General features: G+C 37.5%; 1 pseudogene. It reads right to left on the bottom strand.

Features of this window, described 5'->3' with window-relative positions:
- Positions 1–19: 19 nt before the first annotated feature.
- Positions 20–272 (bottom strand): annotated as a pseudogene (locus tag AB4486_RS23115) (alpha-amylase); the annotation flags it as partial.

Below are 272 nucleotides of genomic sequence, written 5' to 3'. Positions count from 1 at the left end.
ATTTATATTGATAGGTATATCATCCATTTAAGGATAACACCCAAGCCAAAGACGCCAGCGGTTTCAATTCAATATTAAAACTGCCAACACTGTTCTCAATGTCGAGCACTTGTTGCGCTATGCCTTCAATATATTCATTGAGTATGTAACGACCATCAACTAATTTGAGTTTTTGGATTACATCACTTGGAATCTTTAAGTGAATATTTTCAGTGGTATGTTGGCTGAAATTAGCTGCAACAATGGTTAGCTCTTGGTGGTCAGAGCGCAGA

It is taken from the genome of Vibrio sp. 10N.222.55.C6, assembly GCF_041473395.1.
Taxonomy (GTDB): Bacteria; Pseudomonadota; Gammaproteobacteria; order Enterobacterales; family Vibrionaceae; genus Vibrio; species Vibrio crassostreae_C.
The sequence above is the reverse complement of the archived record's forward strand: the minus strand, read 5'-3'. Positions and strand labels throughout refer to the sequence as shown.